This is a genomic window from Delftia sp. WSY_10 (genome assembly GCF_043104705.1).
Taxonomy (GTDB): Bacteria; Pseudomonadota; Gammaproteobacteria; order Burkholderiales; family Burkholderiaceae_C; genus Comamonas; species Comamonas tsuruhatensis.
Map to the genome: position 1 here is coordinate 22,966 of NZ_JBICKY010000052.1, position 23,421 is coordinate 46,386.

21 protein-coding genes are annotated in these 23,421 nt (G+C 65.8%); 10 read left to right on the top strand and 11 right to left on the bottom strand.

Annotated features, from left to right (window positions below):
* Positions 1 to 115: 115 nt before the first annotated feature.
* Entirely contained in the window at positions 116 to 1,081 is a 966-nt protein-coding gene (locus ACF8ML_RS19925; protein WP_392407747.1) for an alpha/beta hydrolase, read from the bottom strand.
* Between the two features lie 245 nt (positions 1,082 to 1,326).
* Between ACF8ML_RS19925 and ACF8ML_RS19930 the strand changes: the two genes are divergently transcribed.
* Both ACF8ML_RS19930 and ACF8ML_RS19935 read left to right on the top strand, forming a co-directional pair.
* Positions 1,327 to 3,042 (top strand): cyclic peptide export ABC transporter, encoded by a 1,716-nt coding sequence (locus tag ACF8ML_RS19930; protein WP_392407748.1) that lies wholly within the window; start codon positions 1,327 to 1,329, stop codon positions 3,040 to 3,042.
* A 21-nt stretch (positions 3,043 to 3,063) separates the two neighbouring features.
* Complete coding sequence (locus ACF8ML_RS19935; RefSeq protein WP_392407749.1) at positions 3,064 to 3,918, top strand: N(5)-hydroxyornithine transformylase PvdF; 855 nt, start codon at positions 3,064 to 3,066, stop codon at positions 3,916 to 3,918.
* Between the two features lie 154 nt (positions 3,919 to 4,072).
* Here the strand turns inward: ACF8ML_RS19935 and ACF8ML_RS19940 are convergent, their stop codons facing one another.
* The 8 genes from ACF8ML_RS19940 to ACF8ML_RS19975 form a co-directional block, all read right to left on the bottom strand.
* Positions 4,073 to 4,831, bottom strand: coding sequence for a 3-hydroxyacyl-CoA dehydrogenase (locus ACF8ML_RS19940; protein ID WP_017404736.1), 759 nt, complete (start codon positions 4,829 to 4,831; stop codon positions 4,073 to 4,075).
* Positions 4,832 to 4,962: 131 nt separating this feature from the next.
* Entirely contained in the window at positions 4,963 to 6,009 is a 1,047-nt protein-coding gene (locus ACF8ML_RS19945) for an extracellular solute-binding protein (protein WP_016450487.1), read from the bottom strand.
* Positions 6,010 to 6,135: 126 nt separating this feature from the next.
* Positions 6,136 to 7,512 (bottom strand): MmgE/PrpD family protein, encoded by a 1,377-nt coding sequence (locus ACF8ML_RS19950; RefSeq protein WP_392407750.1) that lies wholly within the window; start codon positions 7,510 to 7,512, stop codon positions 6,136 to 6,138.
* Complete coding sequence (locus ACF8ML_RS19955) at positions 7,509 to 8,420, bottom strand: polysaccharide deacetylase family protein (protein ID WP_392407884.1); 912 nt, start codon at positions 8,418 to 8,420, stop codon at positions 7,509 to 7,511. The genes ACF8ML_RS19950 and ACF8ML_RS19955 overlap by 4 nt, the downstream gene beginning before the upstream one ends.
* Before the next feature lie 11 nt (positions 8,421 to 8,431).
* On the bottom strand, positions 8,432 to 9,220 hold the full coding sequence (locus ACF8ML_RS19960) for an enoyl-CoA hydratase (protein ID WP_047326829.1): 789 nt from the start codon (positions 9,218 to 9,220) through the stop codon (positions 8,432 to 8,434).
* Positions 9,217 to 10,413: a CaiB/BaiF CoA-transferase family protein gene (locus ACF8ML_RS19965; protein ID WP_047218005.1), complete on the bottom strand. Its 1,197-nt coding sequence runs from the start codon at positions 10,411 to 10,413 to the stop codon at positions 9,217 to 9,219. The genes ACF8ML_RS19960 and ACF8ML_RS19965 overlap by 4 nt, the downstream gene beginning before the upstream one ends.
* A 14-nt stretch (positions 10,414 to 10,427) precedes the next feature.
* Complete coding sequence (locus ACF8ML_RS19970; RefSeq protein ID WP_047470508.1) at positions 10,428 to 11,738, bottom strand: amidase; 1,311 nt, start codon at positions 11,736 to 11,738, stop codon at positions 10,428 to 10,430.
* Positions 11,731 to 11,895 (bottom strand): hypothetical protein, encoded by a 165-nt coding sequence (locus ACF8ML_RS19975; protein WP_016454374.1) that lies wholly within the window; start codon positions 11,893 to 11,895, stop codon positions 11,731 to 11,733. Before ACF8ML_RS19975 ends, ACF8ML_RS19970 begins: the two co-directional genes overlap by 8 nt.
* 124 nt (positions 11,896 to 12,019) lie before the next feature.
* Between ACF8ML_RS19975 and ACF8ML_RS19980 the strand changes: the two genes are divergently transcribed.
* Together ACF8ML_RS19980 and ACF8ML_RS19985 are read left to right on the top strand one after the other, a co-directional pair.
* Positions 12,020 to 12,679, top strand: coding sequence for a GntR family transcriptional regulator (locus tag ACF8ML_RS19980; RefSeq protein WP_016454373.1), 660 nt, complete (start codon positions 12,020 to 12,022; stop codon positions 12,677 to 12,679).
* Between the two features lie 169 nt (positions 12,680 to 12,848).
* Positions 12,849 to 14,171 (top strand): MFS transporter, encoded by a 1,323-nt coding sequence (locus ACF8ML_RS19985; RefSeq protein ID WP_047326830.1) that lies wholly within the window; start codon positions 12,849 to 12,851, stop codon positions 14,169 to 14,171.
* Between the two features lie 178 nt (positions 14,172 to 14,349).
* Here ACF8ML_RS19985 and ACF8ML_RS19990 read toward each other — a convergent pair whose 3' ends face one another.
* Positions 14,350 to 14,898, bottom strand: a complete 549-nt coding sequence (locus tag ACF8ML_RS19990; RefSeq protein WP_016450488.1) for a phasin family protein — start codon at positions 14,896 to 14,898, stop codon at positions 14,350 to 14,352.
* 323 nt (positions 14,899 to 15,221) lie between these two features.
* Between ACF8ML_RS19990 and ACF8ML_RS19995 the strand changes: the two genes are divergently transcribed.
* The 6 genes from ACF8ML_RS19995 to ACF8ML_RS20020 all read left to right on the top strand — a co-directional run bounded on the left by ACF8ML_RS19995 (position 15,222) and on the right by ACF8ML_RS20020 (position 22,337).
* Positions 15,222 to 15,683 (top strand): thioesterase family protein, encoded by a 462-nt coding sequence (locus tag ACF8ML_RS19995; protein WP_017404735.1) that lies wholly within the window; start codon positions 15,222 to 15,224, stop codon positions 15,681 to 15,683.
* A 115-nt stretch (positions 15,684 to 15,798) separates the two neighbouring features.
* Positions 15,799 to 17,019 carry a nicotinate phosphoribosyltransferase gene (pncB, locus tag ACF8ML_RS20000; protein ID WP_016450490.1) on the top strand — a complete coding sequence of 407 codons (1,221 nt, stop codon included), beginning with the start codon at positions 15,799 to 15,801 and terminating at the stop codon, positions 17,017 to 17,019.
* A 61-nt stretch (positions 17,020 to 17,080) separates the two neighbouring features.
* On the top strand, positions 17,081 to 18,508 hold the full coding sequence (locus tag ACF8ML_RS20005) for a sodium:proton antiporter (RefSeq protein WP_026062206.1): 1,428 nt from the start codon (positions 17,081 to 17,083) through the stop codon (positions 18,506 to 18,508).
* A 37-nt stretch (positions 18,509 to 18,545) separates the two neighbouring features.
* Entirely contained in the window at positions 18,546 to 19,553 is a 1,008-nt protein-coding gene (locus ACF8ML_RS20010) for a D-glycerate dehydrogenase (protein ID WP_047326831.1), read from the top strand.
* Between the two features lie 110 nt (positions 19,554 to 19,663).
* Entirely contained in the window at positions 19,664 to 21,154 is a 1,491-nt protein-coding gene (gene rmuC / locus ACF8ML_RS20015; RefSeq protein ID WP_047326919.1) for a DNA recombination protein RmuC, read from the top strand.
* A 1-nt stretch (position 21,155) separates the two neighbouring features.
* Positions 21,156 to 22,337, top strand: coding sequence for an MFS transporter (locus ACF8ML_RS20020; protein WP_016450494.1), 1,182 nt, complete (start codon positions 21,156 to 21,158; stop codon positions 22,335 to 22,337).
* Between the two features lie 70 nt (positions 22,338 to 22,407).
* Here the strand turns inward: ACF8ML_RS20020 and ACF8ML_RS20025 are convergent, their stop codons facing one another.
* Positions 22,408 to 23,277: an LOG family protein gene (locus tag ACF8ML_RS20025; RefSeq protein ID WP_016450495.1), complete on the bottom strand. Its 870-nt coding sequence runs from the start codon at positions 23,275 to 23,277 to the stop codon at positions 22,408 to 22,410.
* Between the last annotated feature and the right edge of the window lie 144 nt (positions 23,278 to 23,421).

The window sequence follows — 23,421 nt, forward strand, 5'->3', positions numbered from 1 at the left end:
ACGGATGGGGGCAAGGGCACAAGGGACGCAGGGGACGCAGGGGACGCAGGGGACGCAAGGCAGCCTCATGACCGGGATGACGTGCAGGCGCGGCAAATGTTCATGCCAGGGCCGTTCATGCCAGGGCCGGGATCCGGGTCGCCTGGAAGGCATGGGCCAGTGCCTTGCAGAGCCGGTCGCGCAGCACCTCGGTCTCTTCGGTGAGGGCGCCCAGCCGCGCAAAGTCATGGACCATGCCGGCGTAGATCTGCAGGTCCACGACCACGCCGGCGGCCTGCAGCCGCTCGGCATAGCGCTTTCCTTCGTCGATCAGCGGGTCGTACTCGGCCAGCACCATCAGCGTGGGGGCCAGCCGGCCCAGGTCGGATGCCTGCAGCGGGGCAAAGCGCCAGTCCTGCCGGTCCGCATCGCTGCGCAGGTATTGGCCGAACATCCAGGCCAGGGTGTCACCTTCCAGCAGATGGCCGGTGGCCAGTCGCGCATGCGAGTCACTGTCCTGCTGCGCTGCCGTGCAGGGGTAGAGCAGCAACTGCAGCAAGGGCTGGGGCATGCCCGCGTCGCGTGCGGCGATGCACAGGGCCGTGGCCAGCGTGCCCCCGACGCTGTCGCCGCCAATGGCCAGGCGCTGCGCGTCCAGGCCATGGCGGCCGCCGTGCTCCAGCAGCCAGGCCAGGGCGTCCTGTGCGTCGAGGAAGGCGGTGGGAAAGCGGTGCTCTGGCGCCAGCCGGTAGTCGATGGCCAGCACATTGCAGGGCGTGCCCAGCGCCAGGCTGCGGCACAGGCTGTCATGCGATTCGAGCCCGCCCAGCACATAGCCGCCGCCGTGAAGGAACAGCAGGCAGGGCGCGGCTGTGTGTCCAGGGGCTGCGCGGTAGAGCCGGGCACGGATACGCGCGCCGTCGCGCGTGGGCAGCTCCAGGTCCTCGGTGGGCAGATCGTCGCCCGGCAGGTCCAGCGCCAGCGTGGCGTTGTCGTAGGCGGCGCGCGCCTGCGCTGCCGTCATCTGGCTCATGCGCGGGCGGCTGGATGCCTGGGCGTTGGCGAGTTCAAGAAATGCTTGCAGGTCGGGGTGGAGAGCCATGGCGTCCTTCGGGTGTGCGGCAGACAAGGCAGGGCGGGCCGATGCAGGGCATGGCGCCCGCGCTGCCCCTTCCCCGTGATGACGCTGGGCGGCGGAATTTGTTCATCGCCTGGGCGGTGAACATTTTTGGCGCACGCACGTCTTGCAGGGAGTAGGGAGCGCTCGCCGTGCGCCGCGCTCCAGGAAACGCCGGGCCGCGCCGGCATTGCAAGGCCATGCGCCCACGGGCGCCAGAGGAATCCCTTATGGAAAACGCCAGCCGACCGCCCTCCGAGGTACTGCGCCTGCTCAGGCCCTTCCTGCCGTGGATGGCGCTGTCCGTGGTCACGGGCATTTGCGCGGGTGGGGCCACGGTGGCGCTGCTGGCGACCATCAACCAGGTGCTCAACCGCCCAGGCGGATTGGCCGGCGGGCTGCTGCTGACCTTCATCGCCCTGTGCGCCACCGTGCTGGTGTGCCGGGCCGCGTCCGACATGTCGGGCAATTTCGTGGGGCAGCGCCTGGTGGCCCGGCTGCGCAAGGAGCTGGCCAGCAAGATCCTGGCCGCGCCCATCGACGCGCTGGAGCGCTACCGCACGCACCGCCTCATGCCCGTGCTCACGCAGGACGTGGACATGATCAGCGACGTGGCCTTCGTGCTGGCCTCCAACGTGATCGCCCTGGCCATTGCGCTGGGCTGCCTGGCCTATCTGGCCCTGCTGTCGCCGCCGCTGTTTGCCATGCTGGTGGTGGCGCTGGTGCTGGGCGTGAGCCTGCAGGCGCTGGCCCAGTCGCGCGGCGTGGCGGGGTTCTGGAAGGCGCGCGATCACGAGGAAGTGCTGCACAAGGCCTACCGCGCCATCAGCGAAGGCGCCAAGGAGTTGCGCATGCACCGCGCGCGCCGGGGCCGCATCTTCGACGGGCAGATCGGCTCCACCGTGGATGCCATCCGCCGCATCAACAGCCGCGCCATCAACACCTATGTATTGGCCACGGCCTTCGGTTCGGCGCTGTTCTTTCTGTTGATCGCCCTCATCCTGGGCTGGGCCGCGCTGCGCACCACCGAGCCCGTGGTGCTCAGCGGCTTCGTGCTGGTGCTGCTGTTCCTCAAGGGCCCCATGGACCAGATCGCGGGCGCGCTGCCCAACCTGGGCCGCGCCAAGGTGGCGCTGCAGCGCATTGCCGACCTGTCGGCGCGCTTTGCCAGCCCCGAGCCGCACCTGCACCTGGGCAGCCCGCCCGGCGAGGTCCGCCTGGACCACGGCCTGGAGCTGCGGGGCGTGCGCTATGCCTTCGATGCGCCCGAAGGCGGCAAGGCCTTCGAGATGGGCCCCATCGACCTGAAGCTGGGCAAGGGCGAACTGGTCTTTGTGGTGGGCGACAACGGCTCGGGCAAGACCACGCTGATCAAGCTGCTGCTGGGCCTGTATGCGCCCCAGCAGGGCGAGATCCTGCACGACGGCCAGCCCGTCACGGCGCAGACGCGCGACGACTACCGCCAGCTGTTCACCACGGTGTTCTCGGACTTCTACCTGTTCGAGGACCTGGTGGCCGGTGGCGAGGAAGGCCAGGCCGCCGCGCTGCCCGAGGCCGCGCTGCCCTACCTGCAGCGGCTGGAGATCGCCCACAAGGTCAGCGTGCGCAACGGCAGCTTCAGCACCATCGACCTGTCCACCGGCCAGCGCAAGCGCCTGGCCCTGGTCCACGCCTATCTGGAGGGCCGGCCCGTGCTGGTCTTCGACGAATGGGCGGCCGACCAGGACCCGAGCTTCCGCCACCTGTTCTACACCGAGCTGCTGCCCGAGCTGCGCGCCAGGGGCCACCTGCTGGTGGTCATCTCCCATGACGATCGCTACTTCCACCTGGCCGACCGCATCGTACGCATGGAGGCCGGCCGCATGGTCCTGCCGCAAGACGGGGCGCAGCCGGTGGCGGCCAGCCCGGCCGGACTGGCCAGTCAAGGCGTGCTGGCCGACATCTGAATTCCTGCTGAATCCACGAACATGGCAAAGACAAAACTCGTCTACATCTGGTCCCTGAGAAACGCCGCCGCCGACCAGGCCGGCCAGCACATCGCCTACAAGGGCGCAACGCGCTACATGAAGTCGCCGCTCGAATACCTGGGCGAGCTGCTGGACACCAGCCCGCTGGGCGATATCTACAGCCTGGAGGCCGTGATCCATGACGACGACGAGGCCTCGCCGCGCGACCGCGAAAAAATCGGCGACTACGGCTTCAGCTACCAGCCTGGCGGCCGCTGGTTCTATCCGCCGGATCTGCGCATCCAGGGGCGCAGGGTCAATGACCTGCTCATGGCCGTGCCGTCTTCCTACCGGCGCCTGCCGCTGAACGATCCGCAGCGCGCCGCGGGCAAGCAGATGTTCGAGGCGCAGTTGCAGGACAGGCTGGTGCAGCTGGGTGCCGAGCGGGTGGTGCTGGATGGCCTGCTCGTCATCCTGGACCGGCTCGTGCGGCCCGGGGCCCTGTTCCACCGCAGGATCGCCAACATCCACCCCGGCATCACGCGCCTGGAGTCGCCCTATGAACGCCGGGGCGCCTGCGCCACGCTGGACGCGCTGCATGGCGCACAAGGCTACAAGATCGTGGACTGGAAGACCATGGAACAGCGCCCGGTCCCGCCCCTGTTCAAGACCGGCGCATCCTTTCACTACGTGGACAACGGCATCGACTCCGGCGAAGTCATCGTCGACGTGCTGGGCACCGACATCGATCCCCAAGACACGATTCTTGAGCTGCGCTGGAACAACTTCCAGCACAGCCTGTTCCCTGCATTGCGCAAGGGGCTGGAGATGATGGCCAGAGCGCCTGCAGACACGCCTGCAGACACCACGGTGTGACAACGCGCATATCTCAAAAACCGGCACGGCCCAAAGCGAGGGACACCGAGCAAGGGCCTATGCCGGCCGCGCCGCCCCGCCGCGAGGGTGTCGTCCCCCTCCCGCGCGAAGCGAGAAAGAGAGGGGGAAGCGGCGCAGCCGCTCAGGGGGTGCTTCACCTCGGCGCCAGACGAATGGCCCCGTCCAGCCGGATCACCTCGCCATTGAGCATGTCGTTGTCCAGGATGTGGCGCACCAGCTTGGCATAGTCCTGGGGCGTGCCCAGGCGGCTGGGGAAGGGCACGCCGGCGGCCAGCGCATCCTGCACTTCCTGCGGCATGCCGAACAGCATGGGCGTGCCGAAGATGCCGGGGGCAATCGTCATGTTGCGGATGCCGTTGCGCGCCAGGTCGCGCGCAATGGGCAGCGTCATGCCGACCACGCCGCCCTTGGACGCCGCATAGGCCGCCTGGCCGATCTGGCCGTCGTAGGCGGCCACGCTGGCCGTGGAGATCAGCACGCCGCGCTCGCCCGTGCTCTCGGGCTCGTTGGCCGACATGGCGGCGGCGGCCAGGCGGATCATGTTGAAGCTGCCGATCAGGTTGACCGTGATGGTCTTGGAAAACAGCGCCAGGTTGTGCGCGCCGTTCTTGCCCACGGTCTTCTCGGCGGGCGCAATGCCTGCGCAGTTGACCAGGCCTGCCAGCTTGCCCAGGCTCACGGCCTTGTCCACCACAGCCTGGCCATCGGCCTCCTGGCTCACGTCACATTTGACGAAGACGCCGCCGATCTCGCGCGCCACGGCCTCGCCCTTGTCCGCCTGCATGTCGGCGATCACCACCTTGCCGCCCTCGGCCGCCAGCATGCGCGCCGTGCCTTCGCCCAGCCCGGAGGCGCCGCCCGTGACGATGAATACCCGGTCCTTGATCTGCATGGAATGTCTCCTTGGTTATCTGACGTTGACGTAAACGTAACTCTCAAATTATGCATGCAGCCCCGGCCGCAGCCATGTCGCGCCCAAGAAAAAGCCCGGCAGTGCCGGGCTGGTGATGGGCGCGATGGGGATTACTGGAACCCGGCACGGTCCAGCATTTGCTGGACCTTGGTCATGTTCTTGCCCACGGCCGTGATCGGGATGGTCTCGCTCTTGAAGGGCTTGCCGCCGGTCATTTCCTTGAGGGCAGGGTTGTCCAGTTCCACGCCCTTGGCTGCTGGCCACTCGTTGTTGCCGTTGGCAAAGTAGTTCTGGGCGGCGGGGCTGGCCAGGTACTCCAGGAACTTGACGGCGTTGTCCTTGTTCTTGGCATGGCGTGCCACGGCGCCGCCCGCGATGTTCAGGTGCGTGCCCCAGCTGGACTGGTTGGGGAAGACCACGCCGATCTTGCCGACCACGGCCTGGTCCTCGGGCTTGCCCGAACGCATCATGCGCGCCAGGTAGTAGCTGTTGGTCACGCCGATGGTGCATTCGCCCGAGGCCACGGCCTTGATCTGGTCGGTGTCGCCACCCTTGGGCGGGCGGGCCAGGTTGGCCTTCATGCCCTGGATCCAGCCCTCTGCCTTTTGCTCGCCCATGTGTTCGACCACGGTGCCGAACAGGCTCAGGTTGTAGGGATGCGAGCCCGAGCGGATGCACAGCTGGCCCTTGAACTTGGGGTCGGCCAGCGATTCGTAGTTCTGCACGTCGGCAGGCTGGACCTTGGCCTTGTTGTAGACGATGACGCGGGCACGTGTGGACAGGCCGAACCAGCTGATGCCATCGGCCGTGGGCTGGGCGCGCAGGTTGGAGGGAATGGCGTCTTCCAGCAGCTTGGAGTGGATGGGCTGGAACAGGCCATCCACCTCGCCGCGGTACAGGCGCGCGGCATCGACCAGCAGGATCACGTCGGCCGGCGAGGCCTGGCCCTCGGCCTTCAGACGCGCAATGATGCCGGCGTCGTCGCCGTCCACGCGGTTGATCTTGATGCCGGTGGCCTTGGTGAAGCCGTTGTACAGCTCCTCGTCCGTGGAGTAGTGGCGCGCGGAGTAGAGGTTGACGACCTGGGAGTCGGCAATGGCTGTGCCGGCAGCCACCAGGGCGCAAGCGGCAAACAGGGCTTTCAGGGATTTCGACATGAAGACAGGCCTCTCTTTGTTGGCAAAGCGCGATGATAGGTCAAACGCGAATTGTTCTTAATAAAGGGAAGAGGCTTCCAAAGGTTTTCTCGCCCCAGGGCCTTTGTGCGTTGCAGGGTGCAGTGCTCAGTGCGGCGAGGATGCCGGACGCATCAGCGCAATGATGTCGCGCAGGTCCGTCTGGTCCTGCAACTGGCGCAGCGCCTGCCGCAGTTTCTCGGCCCGTGCACTCGGTACCGGCGGCAGTGCATGCGCGCAGCAGGCGTGGAATTTCGCATCCTGCTCGGCTTCGTTGAGCGGCAATGCGGGGCTGCCAGGAAGATCGGGCATGTCCAGTGACAGCACGCGCCCATTGCAAAGCCGCAACTCCACGCGCTGGGGTGTCATTGCATTGGGGTCGGGGTTGCCGTCGTCGAGCACCTGCACGCGTGAGGCCAGCTCCAGCCTGCGCGGGTCGGACAGCATGGCGGCGTCGAAGTCGTCCAGGCCTACGTGGCCTTGCAGCGCGGCCGTGGCCACCGCGTAGCCCATGCACAGTCTTGCGCTGGCCGAGTCCATGCCGGCGTGCGCCGGCCGGCCTACCAGGCGCACGATGAGTGCAGAGGCATGTACGCATACGCTTGCGATGTCCTGCGCATGCAATCCGTGCTCGCGCATCAATTGCAGTACGGCGCCTATGCCGCTGTGCGTGGCGCGGCCTGTGGGGTAGGGCTTGTGGCTCATGCGCTCGATCTGGAACACATGACCCACGTCGGCAGCCACTTCGTGCCAGCGGGCCTGGCCGGCGTCGAACAGCGCGAAATAGCCAAACGGCCCTTCGAGAATGTCACGCGGCCCAGGAAAACCCGCTTGTGCGAGTTCGAAGGCTGTGATTGCGGAACGCGCGTTCAGTCCTACCTGCAGTCCTACGGCCGGCGATCCCTCGGCATGCGCCTGCATGGTGCCCGACAGATGGCTGTAGGCCAGGCCCAGCGCATCACGCGTGGTGGTCTCGTCCAGACTCGCCAGCTTGCACAGTGCGGCCGTGGCGCCCAGCCCGCCGCACATGGCGGGCCGGAAAAAGCGCATGGGCGCGCGCTGCGCCAGCGCCACATGGATGGCGAAGTCCAGGCCAGCGGCCACCGCCTCTATGAGTTGGCGGCCGTCGATTGCGCCCTCGCGCTCGGCGTAGCCCAGCGTCGCAGGCGCGATGCAGGCGAATGCATGGACCACGGCGCGGTCATGGATGGCATCGAATTCCTGATTGAAGACCTGGTAGGCGTTGAGCATCACCGCACTGGCCAGCGGCAGTCGCTCGCCGCTGGCCCACACCGTGGCCTCTTGTCCCTGGCCCAGGGCCGCTGCCGCCCGGTGCAGCGCGGCCATGCGCGGATGGCGTGAGCCTGACAGCCCCACGCCGACGGCATCGAGCAAAAATGCCTTGGCGGCGTTCACGGCAGGCGCGGGCAGGTCCTCATAGCGCAGGTGCTGTACGTGCGCGACCAGTGTGTCGATTGCATTCATGCAGCACCTCGGTCATGCGTGCAGGTGGGTGGCGGGCACTGCTGCGCATACCAGGCATGCAGGGTGGTGCCTGTCACGAAGCGGGTCATCGGATGCTGCTGTAGCCGATCCAGCATGGACTCGAAATCGGGCAAGCGATGGGGGACTCCCATCAGATGAGGGTGCAGGCCCAGCGTCAGCACGCGCGGTGAGCCATGCTCGCGCACCTCGTTCTCGAAAACCTGCAGCGTGCTTTCCAGGCGGCGCCCGAACTCGCCCGTGGCGTGCTTTTCCACGGCGTGAATGACCGAATCGTTGAGTTCCAGCGCGTATGGAAGCGCCAGCAACTGACCGCTGGAGGTCTGCATCCAGTTGGGCAGATCGTCCAGGCACCAGTCGAATACATGGTCTATGCCGGCCTGGGCCAGCAGGTCGGGCGTTTGCAGCGTTTCTCGCAGGCCCGGCGACAGCCATCCGCGGGGCCGGATTCCGCAAAAGCGTTCTATGCGGTCCAGTGCGCTGGAAATGGCCCCGGCTTGGTCTGAACCACCATCGTGCGACAGCGCGCGCTGGTGCATGCCATGTCCGATGATTTCCCAGCCTGCGTCCAGCAATGCCTGAGCGGCCTGGGGATAGGCGTCGATGACGGTGGCGTTGAGGCTGGCCGAGGCAACAAGGCCGCGGCTGCGAATGGCCGCCATCATGCGAGGCAGGCCGCAGCGCAGACCGTATTCGGCCCAACTGAAGTTGGGAACGTCGGGCAGATTCTCTCGGCCGTGGGGCGGCGTGAGTATGGTGCGCGGCATGGGCTGGTCAAAGGGCCAGTGCTCCACATTGATGATCAGGTGGACCAGGATATGTCGGCCGTCCAATCCGCGCAGCGCTGGCCTGCGGCTGGATAGCTGAAACGGGATGCGGGGATTGTTCATCATGGGTGCGGTCATCGGCCTGTGAATGAAGGGGCGCGCTTTTCCGCAAAGGCGCGGCGGCCTTCTGCATAGTCCGCGCTGTCGAAGCATTGGCGTATCAGTGCCTCTGTGGCCACGGCCTGTGCACTGCTGCCTGGCTGGCGCGAGGCCAGTATGGCTGCTTTCGCGGCGCGCAACGTCAGCGGCGCGTTTGCTGCGATGGTCTCGAGGCGCGCGCGTGACATGGCTGCAAAGTCTTCCAAAGCAAAGCACTCCTGCACCAGTCCCCTGGCCAGGGCCTGGAATGCGTCCAGCGTGCGTGCCGTGTAGAACAGTTCGAAGGCTGATGCCATGCCTGTCACCTCGACGAGACGGCGCATGTCGGCGAAGCCGTAACCCAGGCCGAGCCGTGCGGCCGGCATGCGCAAGCGCGCGCTTGCGCTGGCATAGCGCAGGTCGCAAGCCAGTGCCAGGCCAATACCCCCGCCCATGCAGGCGCCCTGGATCAGCGCCACGGTCGGGGCGGGAAACCCTGCCAGCGCCTGCTGTGCCTCAGAGACTGCCTGGTTGTAGCGCAGCACAGCCTCGGCGCCATCGCGAACCTGATCGAACTCTGCGATATCAGCGCCCGAGACAAAGGCCTGGCTGCCTGTGCCCTGCAGTGCCAGCACACGAAGGCCATCGGCCTCGCGCAATTGGTACAGCGCCTGCGCCAGCTGCTGCCACATGGCCAGCGTCATTGCATTGCGCCGTTCGGGGTGGCAGATCGTCAAGGTGGCGATGCCGTCGGTCAACGCCTGCTGGATATGGCCGCCGCTCATACCACCCCCTCGCTGCGCATGCGCTGCACATCGGCGGTGCCATAGCCGATCTCGGCCAGCACTTCCTGTGTGTGCTCGCCCCAGCCAGGCGCGGGACGCGCAATGCCGGCAGGCGTGCGCTCCAGGGTGACGGGCTGGGAGATGAGCCGGTAGCTGCTGCCATCGTCGCCGGGGACGGCCTGCGCCACACCCAGATGTCGCACCTGGGGGTCGTCGAACACCTCAGGCATGGAATAGACCGGACCTGCGGGAACACCTGCGTCATTGAGCAGCTTCACCCAGTGGGCTACGTCGCGTTCCCGAAAGCGCCTGGCCAGGGCCTCGTTCAGCGCAGTGCGGTGGCGCACGCGCAGTTTTTCCGACGCGTAGCGCGGGTCCTGCAGCCACGCGGCCTCGCCCAGACAGTCACACAGACGCTTCCAATTGCCCTCTCCCGAGGCTCCCAGGTTGAAGGCGCCATCGCGCGCATTGAACAGGCCCATGGGGCTGCTTGTGGGATGGTCATTGCCCACTTGCACCGGCAGGTCGCCTTCGTTGAGGTAGCGCGCGGCCTGGAAGTCCATCAGCGCTATCTGCGTGTGCAGCAGCGAGCTGTGAATCCACTGACCCAGGCCCGAATGCTCGCGCTCCAGCAAAGCCAGCAGGATACCGACGGCGGCATAGATTCCGGTGCCGCAATCGGCCACGGCCAGACCTGCACGCAGCGGTCCGCCACCAGAAAAGCCGGTGACCGACATGAGCCCACCCATGCCCTGAATGATCTGGTCGAAGCCGGGCCTGCCTGCATAGGGACCGTTCTGGCCGAAGCCCGAAATGCTGGCCAGGATGACGCGGGGGTTGATGGCGCTCAGCTTTTCGTAGGACAGACCCAGCCTGTCCTTGACATCGGGCCGCCAGTTCTCGACCACCACGTCGGCGTCGACCACGAGCTTGCGAAATACCTCCAAGCCCTCGGGCGTCTTGAGATTGAGTGTCAGCGACCGCTTGTTGCGGTTCAGGTTCTGGAAGTCTCCCCCCTGGCGGTCGGCGGCAAACATGGCCTCATTGGGATCGATGCCTGCCGGTGGCTCGATCCGTATCACATCGGCGCCGAAGTCGGCAAGGATGCGCACGCAGGTCGGGCCGGCCCGCACGCGTGACAGGTCAAGCACTCGCAGATGCGCAAGGGCGGGGGATGCGTTGATTTGAGGCATGTTGTCTCCCGGTATCAAGGGTGCACAAAGTGATGGAAGGGCAAGGCAAACTCGTGGGCAAAGGCCAGCAGCAGGCTTTCGCTGCCGGGTGCTCCCACGATCTGGACACTGACCGGACGGCCCCGGCCGTCCTTGCCCACGGGCATGACCAGCGCTGGCAGCCCCAGGTAGTTGATATAGGCGTGGTGGCGGTGCATTGCCGCCAGCGCGCGAGGGTCGAAGCCGGGGCAGGAGGTTGTGACGGTCTCGCGGTCGGGCACGCCTTTTGGCAGGCAGGGCGTCAGCAAAAGGTCGATGCCGTCCAGGCAGGTGGTCATGAAGGCATGGCTCTGTGCCGGTATCTGATGCAAGGCATGGCGATACCAGCCATTTGGCATGGCCCAGCCCGGCAGGGCGATGGCCCTTGTGGCCGGAGCCAGGGTGTCAAGCTCTGTGCGCACAGCGGCCTCCAGTGAAATGGCTGCCTCGGCATGCAGGACGATCTGGGCCAGCCGGTTCAGCCGGCCCAGGTCAGGCGCCGGGCGGTTTTGGATCTGCACGCTGGCGTGCAGGCTCTTTTCGAAGAGGGTCAGCGCAGCCGCCACGCCGGCATCCTCGTGGGTTGTGCGCATTGCGTTGCCGATGCGCCAGCGCGGTGGGGGCTCCGGCGTGTCAGGCCGCGTCGGCAGCATGGCTGTGAAGATGCGGGCCGCATCGGCTGCGCTGCGCGCGATCACCCCGACGGTATCCAGAGTGGGAGCCAATGGCGCCACGCCATCGGAGGGCAGCAGGCCGCGCGTAGGCTTCAGGCCGATCAGGGCGCAGGTTGCCGCCGGCATGCGCACTGAGCCCGCCGTGTCGGTGCCCAGCGAAGCCGCGCAAAGACCCGCAGCCACGGCCACGGCCGATCCGCTGGACGAGCCGCCGACGGCAGCCTGGGCGTCAAGAGGGTTGAGCAGCCGTGGTGAATGGAGGCTCTCTGCCGTGGCGCCGCATGCAAATTCCGCCATGGTGAGCGCGCCCAGGTGCAGTGCGCCCTGCGCCTTCAGCCGTTGCAAGACGGTGGCGGCCGGCCGGATCTGCCCCGTTGTGCGAGGCCGGCCCAGACCTGGCACGTGCAGGCCCGTGTCGAAGACGTCCTTGTGTGCCAGTGGCACGCCGGAGAGCAGGCCGCCGGGTTGGGGCGACGGTGCGGCAAAGATGTGCTCCGCGCAGTGCCACTGCGCGTTGCGGCGCCTGAATTCGGTGGCCAGTGCTGCCGCATGACTGTCATGTGCCGAGGGAGGCAGCAGGGCGAAGCGCCGGAGCATTTCGTCCACTGAAGGAAGCGTCTCGAACTCAGCCATGGCCGGGCTCCGTGCACTCCAGTTCGTTCGCCACGGCGCTCAATCGGGCCAGTGTTTGGGCAATGGCCTGAAGGTCCTGCGGTGGCAAAGCCAGGCCCCGCAGCCGGCAGGCCAGTGCAGCCCAGGCCAGCCAATCATGTGAGCAGTCTTCGTGCATGGTGCTTGTCTCCTGCTACGCTTGTGCATTGATCTAATTTTGAGTGTCATAAATATATTTATGAAAGTCAAGGAAATAAAATCAGGCGGCGATCCGTTCTGTTTTTGCGAAGGGGAGGCTTGCCATGAAGGCTGCTGAGCGCATCCGCCTTTCCATTGAGGAATCCATACGCGACGGCAGCCTGCTGCCCGGGGATGCGGTGGATGAACAGGCGCTGATGCAGACCTATGACGTGTCACGCACACCCGTACGCGAGGCTCTGCTGCAGTTGCAGGCCCAGGGCCTGGTGGTCAATCTGCCGCGCGCCGGCATGGTGGTGGCCAAGATGGATGTGGGCCAACTGCTGGCCATGTGGGAGTTGCTGGCGGAGCTGGAGGGCATAGGCGCAAGGCTGGCCTGCGAGCGCATGACACCAGCAGAGCGCGAGGAGCTGGCCGCCATCCATGAACGCGCGTCAGCCGTGGCGCGTCGAGAGGACGCACAAGCCTGGCAGGAGCACAACCGGCGCTTCCACGAGGCGCTGTACCAGGGGGCGCGCAATCCCTATCTTCGGCAGGAGATCCTGCGTATGCGTTCACGCACCGGTGCCTACAGACGCCATGCATTTTCGGCCTTTGGCCAGACGGCCCTGTCCTGGGCTCAGCATGGAGAAATGGTCGAAGCAGTCCAGGCGCAGGATGCTTCGCGGGCGGCCTCCCTGATGACCCGGCACATGAGTCCTGGCCAGGGCTCGGCCAGTTTCGCGTCGTTCATCGCGGCCCTGCCCAAGCACCTGCTGGCTTGAGCGCACGAGGGCGCAGGCAGGACATCTGCGGGAAGTCCCGGGGTATATAAGTTATTTGCGCGATCAAAAATATATTTATAGAAATCAAAAAAATTTGATCGTGCATCCTGACCTCGCTGTTTCGAGGGGGATGTCTTGTGCAGGCATACCTACCAAGGAACCACCCATCATGGACGCTCTTTCTCCGCAGTTGCCTTTGCCCCAGGCGCTGGTCCAAGCGCCGGCTTTCGATTCGGACGCCGTGCATCGCAAGGTTGCATGGCGGCTGATCCCCTTTCTTGTCTTCCTGTTTCTGTTGGCCTGGATAGACCGTGTCAATGTCGGCTTTGCCAAGCTGCAGATGCTGCAGGACCTGCGATTCAGTGAGGCTGTCTACGGACTGGGCGCAGGCATCTTCTTCATCGGCTACTTTCTCTTCGAGGTCCCCAGCAATCTGTTGCTGCAGCGCATAGGTGCGCGCAAGACGCTGGCGCGCATCACCATCCTGTGGGGGCTGGCGTCCATGGGCATGGCTTTTGTGACCACGCCCGAGGCCTTTTATGCGCTGCGCTTCCTGCTCGGTGTGTTCGAGGCGGGGTTTTTCCCGGGCGTCATGCTTTACCTGACCTACTGGATTCCGGCTGCCAGGCGAGGCCGCATCAACGGATGGTTCATGACTTCCTTCGGCATCGCGGGCGTGGTGGGCGGGCCCATCGCTGGGCTCATCATGAGTGGAATGGAGGCAGTGGCCCCTCTGCGAAACTGGCAGTGGCTGTTCGTCCTGGAAGGCATTCCCTCGGTGATCGCTGGCTTGGTGGTCCTGGCATGGCTGCCCGACAGGCCCTGCCAGGCTCACTGGCTGTCCGAGGCAGAGAAAAGCGCGTTGGAAATGCAACTCGACGCCGAGCGGCAGGGTGCGGGCAAGCATGCAAGCTTCATGCAGGCACTGCGTCTGCCCGCGCTGTGGCTGTGCACGGCGGCGTACTTCTGCATCGTGGGCGGCAATGCCACGCTGGCCTTCTGGATGCCTTCGCTGGTGCGTGAGCTGGGTGTGCACAGTGCGTTGCACATCGGCCTGCTGTCGGCGATTCCGTTCATGCTTGGCACGGTGGCCATGGTGATCAACGGGGCACATTCCGACGCCACCCGCGAGCGCCGTCTGCATTGTGCGGGTGCCACCTTGGTCGGTGCTGTCGGGCTTGCGCTGACTGGCGCCACCATGGGCAACCCGGTGCTGGCCATGGTGGCCTTGAGCATTGCTGCCATTGGTGTTCTGGGCGCCTTCCCGGTGTTCTGGGCCATGCCAGCTTCGTTTCTGACCGGCACAGCGGCTGCTGCGGGCATTGCCTTCATCAATTCGGTAGGCAATCTCGCAGGCTTTGCCACGCCGTTCATGATGGGCTGGGCCAAGCAGTGGACCGGTGGTGTCGGCGCGGGCCTTTATGGAGTGGCCGCAATGCAGCTGGCCGCATCGGCCATTGTGGCTTTGGCCATGCGCAGGCTCAAACCATGAACAGGCCATGGCAGGCGAAAAAAAACCCAGTCCAAGGACTGGGTTTTGAAAGGATCCAGAAACGGGGGTTTCGAGAGGATCCAAGGAGACAACTGGTCAGGTCTTGCGACCCGGGATGCATGCAATTATGAGGGTAATCACTAATTCTTGCACGCAGTCCTGTTGTAAGACGGCGTGATCAACGCTTGCGGGTCTGGGCCGACTGGACGGCTTCGCTGGCGGTGTTGGTCACGGCCGTGAAGTTGGCTTCCGCCAGGTCCGAAGCCTGCTTGACGGCCTTTTGCACCGACTCGAAGGCATTGTTGGCAGCCGACACGGCGCTCTTCATCACGGCCACGGCGGTTTCGGAACCTGCGGGTGCGTTCTTGGCGGTGGTGTCCACCAGGGCGCTGAAGTTCTTCTGCAGATCGGACGCCTGGCTTTCGAAGGCCTTGGCCAGCTCGGCACCGGTGCCGCTGGCGATGTCGTACAGGTGGCGGCTGTAGGCAGCGGTCTTTTCAGCCAGGGGCTGGAACAGGTTGGCTTGCAGCGACAGCAGTTCCTGCGCATCCTTCACGCTCAGGACGGCCTGGGTGTGCTGGGCGGCTTCGTTCAGTGCGGCGCGCGAGGCGGTCACATTCAGTTCCACCAGCTTTTCAACGCCTTCGAAGGCCTTGCTCGTCAGGCCGAACAGGGTTTCCAGGTTGGCCTTTTGTGCGCTCAGGATTTGGTCAGGGGTCAAGCTCATGTCAGTCTCCAGAAAAACGGACCACAGGGGTCTCGGGTTACGGGGAATTGCCTGCGCTGACCTGACTGAGTGTCATGTTGCAGTGCAGCATGGGTCTTATTGTAGGGATTGCAAAAAAGGAATCAAGTACCTGATGCTGCGGTGCAGCAAAAAAATCGGCAAAGCTGTGGGTTTTTTGTAAGTCTTTGATTTTGAATTGGTTTTATGTCGGTTTGACGACATTTTTCGGTTTGCATGCTTACTCGCTTGGCGAGTGATTGGCAGCAGTGCGCGTCGTGATGGCGACAGTGGCTGGGGACAGGGCGCATTCGGCCGGCGGCACAATGGCCGCCATGAATGAATCGCCCCCGAGCCGCCCCGCGCCGCAGCCCCGTTCGGCCTATGCGGCATTCCGACGCATCAGCACGCGCTGGTCGGACAACGATGTCTACGGGCACGTCAACAACGTCGTCTATTACAGCTGGTTCGATACGGCGGTGAATGCCCATCTGATCGAGCAGGGCGCGCTGGATATCCACGCGGGCGAGACGATAGGCCTGGTCATAGAGACGCAATGCAATTACTTTGCGCCGCTGGCCTTCCCGCAGGAGGTGGAGGCCGGTATCCGGGTGGCCCGCATCGGTGGCTCCAGCGTGCGCTACGAGGTGGGGCTGTTCGCGCAGGGCGAGCCATTGACGGCGGCGGCCGGGCATTTCGTGCATGTCTATGTGGACCGGCATACGCGCCGGCCTGCCCAGATTCCGCAGGCGCTGCGACAGGTGCTGGAGCCGCTGCTGCGCGGCTGATGGCGTCCGGGGCGCATGCAAGGCGTGCGCTCGCAGCGCGGCAGCGTGTGTATGGCCTACACTCGAAAGCTGTCTGCCATCTGACCGCTGGGGCGCTTACCGCCCGGCTCTGTCCATGATCATCACCAGCCTGCTCGATACCGACCTGTACAAATTCACGATGATGCAGGTGGTGCTGCACCAGTTTCCCGGAGCACAGGTCGAGTACCGCTTCAAGTGCCGCAACCCCGGCGTGCAGCTCGCACCCTATGTGAACGAGATCCGCTCCGAGATCCGCTCGCTGTGCAGTCTGCGTTTCCAGGACGCGGAGCTGGCCTATCTGAGCTCGCTGCGCTTCATCAAGAGCGACTTCGTCGATTTCCTGGGCCTGTTCCACCTCAACGAGAAATGCATCACGGTGCAGGCGCTGCCCAATGGCGAGATCGACATCACCATCCGCGGGCCCTGGCTGCACACCATCCTGTTCGAGATTCCCGTGCTGGCCATCGTCAATGAGGTGTACTTCCGCAACACCCAGCCGGTGCCCGATTTTCCGGAAGGCCGGCGCCGTCTCGATGCCAAGATTGCGCTGCTGCAGCAGCCCGGCCTGGAGCAGCTCAAGATTGCCGACTACGGCACGCGCCGCCGCTTTTCGCGGGCCTGGCATGAAGAGGTGCTGCGCGTGCTGTGCGCACGCCTGGGCCGGCCCGGCGCATCCGCGGAGACCGAAGGCCAGTTCGCCGGCACCAGCAATGTGCTGTACGCCATGAAGCTGGGCGTGCGGCCCCTGGGCACGCTGGCGCATGAATACCTGCAGGCCTGCCAGTCCCTGGGCCCGCGCCTGCGCGACAGCCAGATCTTCGGCTTCGAATCCTGGGCGCGCGAATACCGGGGCGACCTGGGCATTGCGCTGTCGGACGTCTACGGCATGTCGGCCTTCCTGCGCGATTTCGACCTGTACTTCTGCAAGCTCTTCGACGGTGCGCGCCACGACAGCGGTGACCCGTTCGAATGGGGCGAGCGGCTGCTGGCCCACTACCGTGCCAACCGCATCGATCCGCTGACCAAGACGCTGATCTTCAGCGACGGCCTGACGGTGCCGCGCACCATCGAGCTGTTCCAGCGCTTCCATGGCCGCTGCCAGCTGGCCTTCGGCATAGGCACCAACCTGACCAACGACCTGGGCGACGCGCCCGACCATGTGCCGCTGCAGATCGTCATCAAGATGACCCGCTGCAACGGCCAGCCCGTGGCCAAGCTCTCGGACACGCCGGGCAAAAGCATGTGCGATGACGAGAAGTACCTGGCCTACCTGCGCCAGGTGTTCGAGATTGCGCCGCCTGCGGCGCAGGCTTGATTGCGGCACCACCTGCCGCCAGGAGGGGACAGTGAATAGAGAACAAAGAGGAGACGGGACCATGAAGGCATTGCGCGGATTGCTGGCGCTGCTGGCCACCTGCGCGCCATCCTGGGCCCTGGCCGCCGATATCGATGGCGGCCAGCTTTCGGTACTTTGGGGCGTGCCGTTTGCGGGCATGCTGTTGTCCATCGCCCTGGTGCCGCTGGCGGCGCCCCATTTCTGGCACCGGCATTTCGGCAAGGTGACGGCCGCCTGGGCGCTGGTCTTTCTGCTGCCCTTCGCGGCGGTGTTCGGCGTGGGCGCGGCCATGGCCAACCTGGTGCATGCCCTGCTGGCCGAATACCTGCCGTTCGTGATCCTGCTGACGGCGCTGTACACGGTGTCGGGCGGCATCTATGTGCGCGGCAATCTCAAGGGATCGCCGGGGCTGAACACGGCCATTCTGGCGATCGGCGCCGTGCTGGCCAGCTTCATGGGGACCACGGGCGCCTCGATGCTGCTGATCCGGCCGCTGCTGCGCGCCAACGACAACCGCAGGCACCAGGTGCATGTGGTGGTGTTCTTCATCTTCATCGTCTCCAATGCCGGCGGCTCGCTGACGCCACTGGGCGATCCACCGCTGTTCCTGGGCTTTCTCAAGGGGGTGGATTTCTTCTGGACGGTACGCCACATCTTCACCGAGACGCTGTTCCTGGTGGGCGCGCTGCTGGCGCTGTTCTACGCGATCGATGCCTGGCTGCTGCGCAAGGCCGGCGAAGCGGATCTGCCCGATCCCACGCCCAGCGTCGATGCCTTGGGCCGCGCCAGCCGCCTGGGTTTTGATGGCGGCGTGAACTTCGTGCTGCTGCTGGCCGTGGTGGCACTGGTGCTGATGAGCGGCCTGTGGCGTACCGATGCCGGCCTGGTGCTGGCCGGCACGCATGTGGGCCTGCCGGGTCTGGTGCGCGATGCGGGCCTCGTCGCCGTGACTGTGCTGTCCCTCAGGCTCACGCCGCGCAGCGTGCACCAGGCCAATGAATTCGGCTGGGGGCCGATGCAGGAAGTGGCCAAGCTGTTCGCGGGCATCTTCCTGACCATCATTCCAGTGATCGCCATGCTCAAGGCGGGAACGGCCGGACCCTTCGGCGCCATCGTGGGGGCCGTGACGCGCGCCGACGGCACGCCCGATCCGCTGATGTATTTCTGGGCCACGGGCCTGCTGTCCTCGTTCCTGGACAACGCGCCGACCTACCTGGTGTTCTTCAATACGGCGGGCGGAGACGCCGCTCAGATGATGACGGCCATGGCCTCGACGCTGGCCGCCATCTCGGCGGGCGCGGTGTTCATGGGCGCCAACACCTATATCGGCAATGCGCCCAACCTGATGGTCAAGGCCATTGCCGAGGAGCGCGGCGTGAAGATGCCCAGCTTCTTCGGCTACATGGCCTGGTCGCTGTGCATTCTGGTGCCGCTGTTCGTATTGATGAGCTTCATCTGGTTCCGCTGAAGAACCGCCTAACGCCAAGACAAGGAAAGAGACAGACATGGCAAGCAAACCCCGCATCCTGATCGCCCGTGCCATCCCGCCCGAAGTGGTGCGCAAGCTGGAGCAGCACTTCGAGGTCGAGTCCAACCAGGATGACGTGGTCTGGAGCCCGCAGGAACTGGCCCGGCATCTGCAGGACAAGGATGGCGTGCTGACCACGGGCTCGCAGACCATCGATGTGGCGCTGCTGGCCGCCTGCCCGCGCCTGAAGGTGGTGGCCAACATGGCCGTGGGCTACAACAACTTCGACGTGCCTGCGATGACGGCTGCAGGTGTGCAGGGCACGAATGCCCCCGACGTGCTGACCGAGACCACGGCCGATTTCGGCTTTGCCCTGCTGATGGCCACGGCCCGCCGCGTGACCGAAAGCGAGCACTACCTGCGCGCAGGAAAGTGGAACTCCTGGCGCTACGACCTGTTTGCCGGCTCGGAAGTGCACGGCAGCACGCTGGGCATCATCGGCATGGGCCGCATCGGCCAGGGCATCGCCAAACGCGGGGCGCATGGCTTCGGCATGAAGGTGGTCTATCACAACCGCTCGCGCCTGTCGCCCGAGCTGGAAGCCGAATGCAAGGCCGGCTACGTGGGCAAGGATGAACTGCTGGCCATGGCCGACCATGTGGTGCTGGTGCTGCCCTACACCAAGGAAAACCACCACACCATAGGCGCGGCCGAGATCGCCCGGATGAAGCCCACGGCCACGCTGATCAACATCGCGCGCGGCGGCATCGTCGATGACGCGGCGCTGGCCAGGGCACTGCGCGACAGGACCATTGCTGCAGCAGGCCTGGACGTGTTCGAGGGCGAGCCCTCGGTCCATCCCGACCTGCTGACCGTGCCCAACGTGGTGCTGACCCCGCACATCGCCAGCGCCACCATGGGCACGCGCAGCGCCATGGCCGAGCTGGCGGCCGACAACCTGATCGACTTCCTGTCCGGCAAGGGCCCGCGCACGCCCGTGAACCAGCCCGAAGCGGCGGCCGCCGGCGCGCGCGCCAAGGCCTGAACACCGTGTTGTGACAATCGCGGGAAGGCTGGCCCTGGCCGCTTCCCGCTGCATGGAGCGCAAGCAAAATCTTGACCCAGATATCCGGAGTGTGGTGGGCGGCCTGGGCCGTGCTGCTGTTGGGGCAGGCGGCCGTGATGTGGCTGCTGTGGAGGCGCTCGGCGCAGCGCGAGGACGGGGTGGCACCCCAGCAGGTGCTGCAGGCGCTGCAGATGCTGGACGTGCGGCTGCAGCAGCTCGAGCGCGGTGCCCAGGCTACGCAGATGGCCGTGGCCAAGAGCGATGGCGGGCTGGACCGCGTCTCGCAGCAACTGCAGGCCCATCTGGCCCAGGCCCAGCTCGATGCCCAGGCGGCGCGGCGCGAGCAGGGCGAGGCGCTGGCAGCCTTTCGCATGGAACTGGGCCGGCTCACCGTGCGGCTGGCCGCCGACAGCGCCCAGGCCCGCGAGGCCCAGGGCGAAAGCACGCAGCGCTTCAACGCCCATGTGCAGGAGCGCTTCGAGGCGCTGGCGCAGACCACGCGCAGCACGCTGGACTCCCTCAAGAACGACATCCAGCAGCAGCTGGGCGGGCTGGCGCAATCCAGCCAGGTCCATGCCGAGCAGCTGCGCGGCACGCTCAACGAGCGGCTGGCCACCATCCAGTCGGACAACGCGGCGCGCCTGGAAGAGATGCGGCGCACGGTGGACGAGAAGCTGCATGCCACGCTGGAGCAGCGCCTGGGCGAATCGTTCAAGCTGGTCAGCGACCGGCTGGAGCAGGTGCACAAGGGCCTGGGCGAGATGCAGACGCTGGCCGGCAGCGTGGGCGATCTCAAGCGCGTGATGACCAATGTGAAGACGCGCGGCACCTGGGGCGAACTGCAGCTGGGCGCCATCATCGAGAACGTGCTCACGCCCGAGCAGTACGCGCGCAACGTCAAGACCGTGCCCGGCAGCGACGACATGGTGGAGTTCGCCATCCGCCTGCCCGGACGCAGCGACGAGACGCCGGTCTGGCTGCCCATCGATGCCAAGTACCCGGTGGAGCAGTACCAGCGCCTGCTCGACGCCCAGGATGCGGCGGACAAGGCGGCCATTGCCGCGGCAGGCAATGCCTTCGAGGCATCGATCAAGTTCGAGGCGCGCAAGATCCACGGCAAGTACGTGAGCCCGCCGCACACCACGGACTTTGCCGTGCTCTACCTGCCCACCGAAGGCCTGTTTGCCGAGGTCATGCGCCGCCCCGGCCTGGTCGAGGCCGTGCAGAACGGCTGCCGCGTGATGGTCACCGGCCCGGCCAACCTGGCCGCCATGCTCAGCAGCCTGCAGATGGGCTTCAAGACGCTGGCCATCGAAAAGCGCTCGTCCGAGGTCTGGGCGGTGCTCGGCCAGGTCAAGACCGAGTTCGCCAAGTTCGGCGAAGTGGTGGATGCCACGCGCAAGTCCATAGACGCGGCGGCCAAGCGCTTCGAGCAGGTGGGCGTGCGCACGCGCGCCATCCAGCGCCAGCTGCGCGACGTGCAGGAGCTGCCCGCGCCGACCTCTAGTGCAGCGCGGCCCGGCCTGCCGGATGACAAGGATGCTGCGGCCGGAATGGAGCCGGGATCGGAGCAGGATTGAGATGAACCTGGCCCTGTTCAAGGTCATCATGGCGCAGGTCAGCGTGCATGCCACCATGGCCGGCATGCGGCTGGCAGCGCCCTTGCTGGCGCTGCAGCAGGGCTATAGCGCGGCGGCCGTGGGCATCTTGCTGGCGCTGTTCGCGCTGACCCAGGTGTTCCTGGCGCTGCCGGCCGGGCGCTTCGCTGACAAGCATGGTTTTCGCAAGCCGTTTTTCCTGTCCATGCTGGCGGCCAGCGGGGGCTGCGCGCTGGCGCTGGCATTGCCGCTGTATCCGGTGCTATGCCTTGCGGCGTTGTTGACGGGCGGAGCCAGCGGCGCCGTGGTGATTGCCGTGCAGCGCCATGCGGGCCGTGTCACCCACGATGCGGTGGCGCTCAAGAAGGTGTTCAGCTGGTTGGCCATAGGCCCGGCCATCTCCAACTTCATCGGGCCCTTCAGCACCGGGCTGCTGATCGATCACGCGAATTTTGGCGGCGAGGGCAGCACCATGGGCTACCGCGTCGCCTTCGGCCTGCTGGCCCTGGTGCCCGTGCTGGCCTGGAGCTGGGTGCGCCACACGCAGGAGCTGCCGCCCGTGCGTGCGCCCATAGGCGGTCCGAAGCAGCATGCCTGGGACTTGCTGCGCGACCGCAATTTCCGCAACCTGCTGCTGGTCAACTGGCTGCAGTCCGCATGCTGGGACGTGCACACCTTCGTGCTGCCGCTGCTGGGCCATGAGAAGGGCCTGAGCGCCTCGGTCATCGGCACGCTGCTGGGCATTTTTGCCGTGGCGGCCGCCGCCATCCGCCTGGCCATGCCGCTGGTGGCCGAGCGCTTGCGCGAAGGCGCCGTGATCTCCGGTGCCATGGCCATCACCGCCTTCGTCTTTGCGCTGTACCCCTTCATGGACTCGGCGCTGACCATGGGCATGTGTTCGGTGATGCTGGGTTTTTCACTGGGATCTGTGCAGCCCATGGTCATGAGCATGCTGCACCAGATCACGCCCGAGCACCGCCATGGCGAGGCACTGGGCCTGCGGCTCATGGCCATCAATGCCTCCAGCGTGGCCATGCCCGTGCTGTTCGGCTCGGCGGGGGCATTGATCGGCGTCTCAGCCCTGTTCTGGGTGGTGGGCGCGGCCGTGGCCTCGGGCATCCGCACGGCCTGGTTCATGGGGCTGACGCCGCGCAAGCCGGAATGAAAAAAAGCGACCTGCGCCTTGGTGCGCAGATCGCCTTGCGATGCGGTGGCTGCCTGCCGGCCGCTGCGGCTTACCAGCCGCCAGCGTGGAACTGCTTGATCAGCGCCCAGGCCTCGACCGGATCATCGGTATAGCGGAACAGCTGCAGGTCCTTGGGCGAGATCGTGCCTTCCTCGATCATCAGGTCGATGTTGAGCAGCCGCTTCCAGAACTCGGTGCCGAACAGGATCACGGGCACGGAATGCGTCTTGCCGGTCTGCATCAGGGTCAGCACCTCGAACAGCTCGTCCAGCGTGCCGAAGCCGCCGGGGAAGGCCACCAGGGCCTTGGCGCGCATCATGAAATGCATCTTGCGCAGGGCGAAGTAGTGGAACTTGAAGCTCAGGTCCGGCGAGATGAAGCGGTTGCCGTTTTGCTCGTGCGGCAGCTCGATGTTCAGGCCGATGCTGGGCGCGCCCACGTCATGGGCGCCTCGGTTGGCCGCCTCCATGATGCCGGGGCCGCCGCCGGTGCAGATGTAGAGGCGCTCCTCGGGCGGCTGGTTCAGGCTGTCGGCGGCCACGATGCGCGTGAAGGCGCGGGCCTGTTCATAGCGGTGCGCATTGCGCACGGCGCGCTCGGCCAAGGCAACGCGCTGGGGATCGCCGCTGGCCTGTGCGTCGGCCAATTGCTGCTCGGCCTGCTCCAGGTCCACGAAGCGGGCGCTGCCATAGACCACGACGGTGTGCTCGATGCCGCGCTCGATCTGGGCCAGGTCCGGCTTGAGCAGCTCCAGCTGCATGCGGATGCCGCGGGTTTCGCGGCGGAACATGAATTCCGGGTCCGCGAAGGCGAGGCGATTGGAGTTCTGCTGCAATGCCATGCCGTTGTGTGCCTGGTTGTGAAGGGCCGACCAGCCGTTGGCGAGGTCGGTATCGGTCAGGGGGGAAGAGATTTGCATGAACCCTCGTACACAGGAAAAACCAGGGCGGCCACGCCTGTGGCCGTTCCATCAAATACGTTGCCGGCGCAGATGATGACTGCACTATACGCTCACAAACTCATAGCCGCGGGGCTCGCGCACCGGGTGCTTTGGCGCATTGAC